Source organism: Mycobacterium sp. NGS41, assembly GCF_059812725.1.
On sequence record NZ_JCALDF010000012.1, the window covers coordinates 136,629 to 144,200 of the forward strand.

Consider the following 7,572-nt stretch of genomic DNA (forward strand, 5'->3'; position numbering starts at 1 on the left):
ACTGGCGTCCGAAAAAACGATGTCTGACGGCAACACCGCTGAGTTGTGGGTGCCCACCGGGTCGGTCACCGTTCGGGTGCCCGGCAAGGTCAACCTCCACCTGGCGGTCGGCGATCGCCGCGAGGACGGCTATCACGAGCTGACGACGGTGTTTCACGCCGTGTCGGTGGTCGACGAGGTGACCGTGCGCAACGCCGACCTGCTGTCGCTCGAGCTCGTCGGCGAGGGCGCCGACAAGCTGCCCACCGACGACCGCAATCTGGCCTGGAGAGCCGCCGTGCTGATGGCCGAGCACGTGGGCAGGGCGCCCGACGTGTCGATCATGATCGACAAAGCCATTCCGGTGGCCGGCGGGATGGCCGGCGGCAGCGCGGATGCCGCAGCGGTGCTGGTCGCGATGAACTCGCTGTGGGAACTCGCCCTGCCCCGCCGCGACCTGCGCATGCTCGCCGCGCGGTTGGGCAGCGACGTGCCGTTCGCGCTGCACGGCGGTACCGCTTTGGGCACCGGCCGCGGCGAGGAGCTGGCCACCGTGTTGTCCCGCAATGTCTTCCACTGGGTGCTGGCCTTCGCCGACAGCGGGCTCCTCACCTCGGCGGTTTACGCCGAGCTCGACCGGCTGCGGGCGGCGGGGGATCCGCCGCGACTTGACGAGCCGGGGCCGGTGCTGGCCGCCCTGGCTGCCGGCGATCCGGAACAGCTGGCGCCGCTGCTGGGCAACGAAATGCAAGCCGCTGCCGTCAGCCTGGACCCGGCGCTGCGGCGGGCTTTACGCGCCGGCGTCGAGGCGGGCGCGCTGGCGGGCATCGTGTCCGGCTCGGGACCGACCTGCGCGTTCCTGTGCGCTTCGGAGGCGTCGGCGGTCGATGTCGGCGCGCAGCTGGCGGGTGCGGGTGTGTGCCGCACGGTTCGGGTCGCTACCGGGCCGGTAGCCGGTGCCCGGGTGGTCCCTGCGCCCGCAGACTTCCACTGACCGCTTCGTGTGAATTCGCACTCATCTTGTGTCACAGTTTGGCGGTTACTTAAGAGGAGTTTAAGATAATCCGCGGTGACGAATCGCGGCAGGCAAGCGGGCTTCCTGGCTGAGGCTCGTGTGGTCTTCGGTTCATCACTGTTTCGAGACATAACCGCGCCCCAACTGTGTGCGCGCGCCTGCCACAATGTGGTCCGCGGCAGGCGGAGCATGAGATCCCGAACCTTGGGAACAATGCCGGAACCGAGGAGTTTGTGTTGAGCAGATTTGCCGAGAAGATGTTCCGCAACGCCCGCGAGACCACCAAGGGCATGGTGACCGGTGAGCCCCACACGCCGGTCCGCCACACCTGGGGCGAGGTGCACGAGCGGGCCCGCCGGATCGCCGGTGGGCTGGCAGCCGCCGGCATAGGCCACGGCGACGGGGTGGGTGTGCTCGCCGGTGCTCCCGTCGAGATCGCTCCGACCGCTCAGGGGCTGTGGATGCGCGGCGCCAGCCTGACCATGCTGCACCAGCCGACTCCGCGCACCGACCTGGCAATCTGGGCCGAGGACACCACCAACGTCGTCGACATGATCGAGGCCAAGGCGATCGTCATCTCCGAGCCGTTCATGGTCGCAGCACCGGTGCTGGAGGAGCGCGGCATCACGGTGCTGACCGTCGAAAAGCTGCTGGCATCCGATCCCATCGACCCCATCGAGGTCGACGAGGACGATTTGGCCCTGATGCAGTTGACGTCGGGATCGACCGGATCCCCGAAAGCGGTCCAGATCACCCACCGCAACCTGTTCGCCAACCTCGAGGCGATGTTCATCAGCGCCGAGTACAACGCCGACACCGACGTGATGGTCAGCTGGCTGCCGCTGTTCCACGACATGGGCATGATCGGCTTTTTGACCGTGCCGATGTATTTCGGCGGCGAGCTGGTCAAGGTCACCCCGATGGACTTCATGCGGGACACGCTGCTGTGGGCCAAACTGATCGACAAGTACAAGGGCACGATGACGGCCGCCCCCAACTTCGCTTACTCGCTGTTCGCGAAGCGGCTGCGCAAGCAGGCCAAGCCCGGCCAGTTCGACCTGTCGACGCTGCGCTTCGCGCTGTCGGGTGCGGAGCCGGTGGAGCCCGCTGACGTCGAGGACCTGGTTGAGGCGGGTAAGCCGTTCGGGTTGAACCCCGGAGCGATCTTGCCGGCCTACGGGATGGCCGAGATCACGCTCGCGGTGGCGTTCTCCGAGTGCGGCGCCGGTCTGGTCGTGGACGAGGTGGATACCGACCTGTTGGCCGCCTTGCGCCGTGCGGTCCCGGCCACCCGGGGCAATACCCGCCGGCTGGCCTCGCTGGGGCCGCTGCTGCAGGGCATCGAGGCCCGCATCATCGACGACGACGGCAACATCCTGCCGCCCCGGGGAGTCGGGGTGATCGAGTTGCGCAGCGAGTCGGTGACCCCGGGCTACATCACGATGGGCGGATTCCTTCCGGCGCAGGATCAGCACGGCTGGTACGACACCGGTGATCTGGGCTATCAGATGGAGAACGGTCACATCGTGGTGTGTGGCCGCGTCAAGGACGTCATCATCATGGCCGGCCGCAACATCTACCCGACCGACATCGAACGGGCCGCGGGCCGCGTCGAAGGTGTCCGCCCGGGTTGCGCGGTGGCGGTCCGGCTCGACGCCGGACATTCGCGTGAGACCTTTGCGGTCGCGGTCGAGTCGAACGCCTTCGAGGACCCCGCCGCGGTGCGCCGCATCGAGCACCAGGTGGCGCACGAGGTGCTGGCCGAGGTCGACATGCGGCCACGTAACGTCGTGGTCCTGGGGCCGGGAACCATCCCGAAGACACCGTCGGGCAAGCTGCGCCGGTCCAACTCTCTGACGCTGGTCACTTAGTAGCGTTCGCCGGGCCCTGGAGCTAGACGGAGGGCGCCGATGGAAATCGTGCCGTTGTGTCCGGGCTTTGCCGCGGAACTGCGTGGAGTGAACATCGAAGATGTTGCGACAAGCGATGCCGCATACGCGGCGGTGCGCGCGGCGTTCGAGGAGCACTCGGTTCTGGTCCTTCGCGACCAGGACGTCACCGATGAAGCGCAGCTTGCCTTCTCGCGCCGCTTCGGCCCGCTCGAGGTCACCAAGGTTGCTTCGGATGGTCACGGCACCAACCTCGTGATCCTCAAGACCCTCGACGAGCAGGGCGACGTAGTGCCGGAAGATCACCGGCTCGCCTTGGAGAGCAAGGCGAACCAGCTCTGGCATACCGACAGTTCGTTCAAGCGGGTGCCGGCGCTCGCTTCGGTGCTCTCGTCGCGCGTTATTCCGGGGCGTGGGGGCGAAACCGAGTATGTTTCCACCCGGCTCGCCTTCGAGCGCCTCGATCCGGCGTTGCAACGACGGCTGGAAAATTACTTCGCCTGGCACGAATACGCCTATTCGCGTGGCAAGATCGCGCCCGACCTTGCCGGTCCGGCGGAGCGGGCGGCGCTGCCGCCGCAATGCTGGCGTCTTGTCTGGAAGAACCCGGTCAACGGCCGCAAGGCGCTGTACCTGGCCTCGCACACCTACGCGATCGAGGGCATGGAGCGGAAAGCGGCGCGGGAGTTGCTCGCCGAGCTGACAGCGGCGGCAACCGCCCCTGCTGCGAGATATCTGCACTCATGGCGCAAGGGCGACGTGGTGATGTGGGACAATCGCGCGACCATGCACCGTGGCCGGCCGTGGCCGGCGCGCGAGCCGCGTTACATGGTGCGCACCACGGTTTCCGCGTCGGCCGCCGACGGGCTTGACGCCATGTACCCGCCGCCGCGCCAGACGGCAAAATGACGGCCGGCACAGTTGGGGCTACCAAGCGTGGACGCGGTTCTGCGCGGGCTCCAACCCCAGCTCGATGAGCAACTCGGCGGCGTCGGCCGCCTGCTCGCAGATGGTTGGGACGTCAGCGCGCTCCGCGGCGGTGAAGTTCTCCAGGACGAACGCTGCCGGATCTTTGCGTCCCGGCGGACGGCCGATGCCGATGCGGACCCGCTGAAAGTCCTTGGTAGCCAGCGCCGACGCCACTGAACGCACCCCGTTGTGCCCGCCCTCACCGCCCCCGAACTTGAGCCGGATAGCGCCGAATTCGAGGTCGAGCTCGTCGTGGATGACGATGATGTCGGCCGGGAGTACCGAATAGAACTTCGCCAGCGGGCCGACTTGGCGGCCCGACTCGTTCATATAGCAGCGCGGCTTGGCCAGCACCACCGAGCGTCCGGCTAACCGGCCGGTGACGACTTCGGCGCCGGAACGCTTGTGCGCCTTGAATTTTGCGCCCAGTCTTGCGGCGAGCAGGTCGGCAACCAGGAACCCCAGGTTGTGCCGGGTTCGGGCGTAGGTTTCTCCCGGGTTCCCCAGGCCGACCACCAGAAGCGGTTCGGCCACTTTTGTCTCCGTGGGCGAGCCGCCTACTCGGACTCGTCTGCGGAGGCCGCTTCGGCTTCGCCGGCTTCTTCGGCGCCTTCGGCACCTTCTGCTGCTTCCGCACCCTCGGCTTCCTCGCCCGCACCCTCTTCCTCGAGGTCCTCGGCGGTCGGCGCGTTGACAACGTTGACCACCAGCAACTCGGGGTCGGAAATCAGGCTCACACCCGCAGGAAGGGTGATCTGTCCGGCGGTGAACTGTGTCCCCGGCTCGGCGCCCTCGATGGACACCGTCAACTGCTCGGGAATCGACAGCGCTTCGGCCTCGATCTCGATGGCGCTGGTCTCCTGGGTGACCAGCGTGTCGGGACCGGGTTCGCCCTCCACGACGACGTTGACCTCGACGACGACCTTCTCACCGCGGCGCACGACCAGGAGGTCGGCGTGCTGGATGGTGCGGCGGATTGGATGGATATCGAGCGCTTTGGTCAGCGCCAGCTGCTCAGTGCCCGCGATGTCCAGGGTCAGCACCGCGTTGGTGCCGGAATGCCGCAGCACGGCCGCGAAATCGTGGCCGGGCAACTCGAGGTGTTGCGGATCTGCGCCGTGGCCGTAGAGAACGGCGGGAATCTTGCCTTCGCGCCGGGCCCGTCGGGACGCGCCCTTACCGGTCTCGGTACGCACCGTGACCGCCAATTGGTTGACTGCTGACTTTGCCATCGTGTCGCTCCTGTGTTCCGGGCACGGCCAGGATCGCGACAGTATGTCGGTCTCCGTCGATAACGGTGCTGGCTATTTAGCCGGCCACCCTCGCCGTGACGCCTGGTCAGGTTAGCGCATGCGCGGGGAGACCGGAAATTCGAATCGTTGCCGATCGTCACATCCGTCACACCAGTCGCTGCTGGCGGGGCCTGTGTCGGTTTTAGAAACCGATATCAAATGCGCAATCACTTTTGGGAATCGGATGGCTCCGGTCGATCAGGTGCTGAGGTGACGCTCAGAAAGGAAATTTGGTGCCCGTGAGTTCCTCAGACAGCTGCCAGAGCGCGTGGGCGGTCGCCAAGTTCCGGGCCGCCCTGCTGCGTCCGACCGGTTGGGTGCGGCCGAGGTAGCCGAATCGGGGGCCGACGTACGTGTCACCAGGCAGGTCCTGCGACACCGCGTACAACGTTTGCCGGGCACCGAAATCCGCGTTGGTGGCCACCATCCGGGTAGCGGCCGAAACGATCGCATCACCTAGCTTGCGGCCAGAGGCGCCCTGCAGGTTGGTGTGCGAGTAGCCGGGATGGGCCGCCACGGCACGTAGCGGCGAACCCGCCGCATCCAGGCGGCGCTGCAGCTCGCTGGTGAACAGCAGGTTGGCCAGCTTCGACTGGCTGTAGGCCAGCCAGGGCGAATACCGGCGTCTCTGCCAATGCAGGTCGTCGAGGCTGATCCGGCCCGGCACGTGCGCCATGGACGATATCGACACCACTCGGTCAGCCAGCTTGGGCAGCAGCAGGTTGGTCAGCGCGAAATGACCGAGATGATTGGTGCCGATCTGGCTCTCGAAGCCGTCGGCGGTCAGGGCGTATGAGGCGGCCATGATGCCCGCGTTGTTGATCAGGATGTCGGCCCTGTTCACGCTTTCCGCGAACTGCCGCACCGAAGCCAGATCCTGCAGGTCGAGCCGACGCACGTCGACATCACCGGGGATCTGCCGCGCGGCGGCCTCGCCCTTGTCCGTGTTGCGGACGGCCATGATGATCTTGGCGCCGTTGCGGGCTAGCTCGCGGGCCGTCACCGCGCCCAGCCCGCCGTTGGCGCCGGTGATGATCACGGTGCGCCCGGCGAACGAGGGCAAGTCTGCGGCGGTCCAGTCAGCCATGCCCGCCAAGCCTAGTGCCCGGCGTCGAACTCCAGCGGCACGCTGGTGGGTCCGCTGATCCCGCCGATGGCACGCCACGGGACCGGGCCGGCCAGGCGTGGGTAGCGCATACGCGAGGTGATGACCCGAAGGGCTTCGGTCAACTCCAGCCGCGCGAGGTGAGCGCCGAGGCAGTAGTGCACGCCGCCACCGAAGTTGAGGACGGCGGCCGGTCCCGGGCGGGTGACGTCGAGGCGGTCTGGGTCTTCATAGACCTCGGGGTCGCGGTTGGCCGAAGCGGTATTGGCAATAACCAGCGTGTCGGCCGGAATGCGGACTCCGGCCAGCTCGACGTCCTCGGCGGTCTGCCGGATGGCGCCGAAAATGATTGGGCTGTAACGCATCAGCTCATGGACGGCGTGGGGTGCCAGCTCCGGATGACGGGCCACCATGGCCCATTGGGCCGGATGTGCGCACAGAGTTTGCACCGCTGCGGCGAGCTGGTTGCGAGTGGTGTCGGTGCCGGCGCCGAGCAGCGTGGCGCAGAGCATGAGCAATTCGTCGTGGGTGAGGCAGTCGCCGTCTTCTTCGGCCCGGATCAGATCGGAAATCAAATCATCGGTGAGCGACGCGCGCCGGCGGGCGATCAGATCTTCGAGGTAGGCGTCCAGTTCGTTCCACGCCTGCACGATCGCCGGTTCGTCCTCGGCGACAGTGGCGTCGAAGAATTTCTTGATGTCGTCGACCCAGTCGGAGAACAGCTGCCAATCTTCGGCCGGCGTGCCCAGCAGCGCGCAGATGATCGGCGTGGGGTAACGCCGTGCGATATCGGCGACGATGTCACAGCGACCGACGGCGGTGAACGGTTCGACCAGTCCGGTGATCATGTCGATGGCCAGGGTGCGCAGCCGTTCGGCGGCACGCGGCGAGAAGGCCTTCGATACCAGCCGGCGCAGTCGATGATGCACAGCGCCGTCCAAGCCCAGGATGTTGCTGACGGCTCTGTCCCAGAGCGGACCTGAGGTGATTCCTCGCGAGGGCAGCCCGAGACCGTGGGCCGTGACGAATCGGTTGTCGCGCAACACGGCACGGACCAGCTCGTAGCTCAGTACCTCGGGCCCGTAGGGGCCGATGGCGATCGGGGCTTGGCTGCGCGCTTCGGCGATGACGCGGTGAGCTTCGTCGGGATCGGTGAGGTGGTCGTAGGCGATGCTGGGCAGTCCGGCATGAAAGACGCTTGGGCAGTCGAGTGCAGTTTGGCTTGTCATGGCGTCGACTATCCGGTTGCTGACGGCTAGGAAGATCCGCCGCAGCGCGCATATTTGCGCGCCCGATGGCGTAATTTGCGCGTGGCCCTCACGC

General features: G+C 66.8%; 7 protein-coding genes. 3 read left to right on the forward strand and 4 right to left on the reverse strand.

Features of this window, described 5'->3' with window-relative positions; all coding sequences use genetic code 11:
* Nucleotides 1-19: 19 nt before the first annotated feature.
* The 3 genes from AC5Y21_RS13860 to AC5Y21_RS13870 all read left to right on the forward strand — a co-directional run bounded on the left by AC5Y21_RS13860 (nt 20) and on the right by AC5Y21_RS13870 (nt 3,792).
* A complete protein-coding gene (locus AC5Y21_RS13860; RefSeq protein ID WP_499913023.1) occupies nt 20-973 on the forward strand; it encodes a 4-(cytidine 5'-diphospho)-2-C-methyl-D-erythritol kinase in 954 nt (317 codons plus the stop codon).
* 257 nt (nt 974-1,230) lie between these two features.
* Nucleotides 1,231-2,865, forward strand: a complete 1,635-nt coding sequence (locus tag AC5Y21_RS13865; RefSeq protein WP_499913024.1) for a fatty acyl-AMP ligase — start codon at nt 1,231-1,233, stop codon at nt 2,863-2,865.
* 39 nt (nt 2,866-2,904) lie between these two features.
* Nucleotides 2,905-3,792 carry a TauD/TfdA dioxygenase family protein gene (locus tag AC5Y21_RS13870; protein WP_499913025.1) on the forward strand — a complete coding sequence of 296 codons (888 nt, stop codon included), beginning with the start codon at nt 2,905-2,907 and terminating at the stop codon, nt 3,790-3,792.
* An 18-nt stretch (nt 3,793-3,810) separates the two neighbouring features.
* Here AC5Y21_RS13870 and pth read toward each other — a convergent pair whose 3' ends face one another.
* The 4 genes from pth to AC5Y21_RS13890 form a co-directional block, all read right to left on the reverse strand.
* Entirely contained in the window at nt 3,811-4,386 is a 576-nt protein-coding gene (gene pth, locus AC5Y21_RS13875) for an aminoacyl-tRNA hydrolase (RefSeq protein ID WP_499913026.1), read from the reverse strand.
* A 23-nt stretch (nt 4,387-4,409) separates the two neighbouring features.
* Nucleotides 4,410-5,084 carry a 50S ribosomal protein L25/general stress protein Ctc gene (locus tag AC5Y21_RS13880; RefSeq protein WP_499913027.1) on the reverse strand — a complete coding sequence of 225 codons (675 nt, stop codon included), beginning with the start codon at nt 5,082-5,084 and terminating at the stop codon, nt 4,410-4,412.
* Between the two features lie 277 nt (nt 5,085-5,361).
* The gene (locus tag AC5Y21_RS13885) at nt 5,362-6,231 is read right to left on the reverse strand and encodes an oxidoreductase (RefSeq protein ID WP_499913028.1); all 870 of its coding nucleotides are present in this window, start codon (nt 6,229-6,231) and stop codon (nt 5,362-5,364) included.
* Between the two features lie 11 nt (nt 6,232-6,242).
* A complete protein-coding gene (locus tag AC5Y21_RS13890) occupies nt 6,243-7,478 on the reverse strand; it encodes a cytochrome P450 (RefSeq protein ID WP_499913037.1) in 1,236 nt (411 codons plus the stop codon).
* Between the last annotated feature and the right edge of the window lie 94 nt (nt 7,479-7,572).

What these genes read in the sequence shown, in the direction of transcription:
- AC5Y21_RS13860 (WP_499913023.1), top strand. Translation starts at nt 20, where the DNA reads ATGTCTGACGGCAACACCGCTGAGTTGTGGGTGCCCACCGGGTCGGTC.
- AC5Y21_RS13870 (WP_499913025.1), top strand. Translation starts at nt 2,905, where the DNA reads ATGGAAATCGTGCCGTTGTGTCCGGGCTTTGCCGCGGAACTGCGTGGA.
- AC5Y21_RS13880 (WP_499913027.1), bottom strand. Translation starts at nt 5,084, where the DNA reads ATGGCAAAGTCAGCAGTCAACCAATTGGCGGTCACGGTGCGTACCGAG.
- AC5Y21_RS13885 (WP_499913028.1), bottom strand. Translation starts at nt 6,231, where the DNA reads ATGGCTGACTGGACCGCCGCAGACTTGCCCTCGTTCGCCGGGCGCACC.
- AC5Y21_RS13890 (WP_499913037.1), bottom strand. Translation starts at nt 7,478, where the DNA reads ATGACAAGCCAAACTGCACTCGACTGCCCAAGCGTCTTTCATGCCGGA.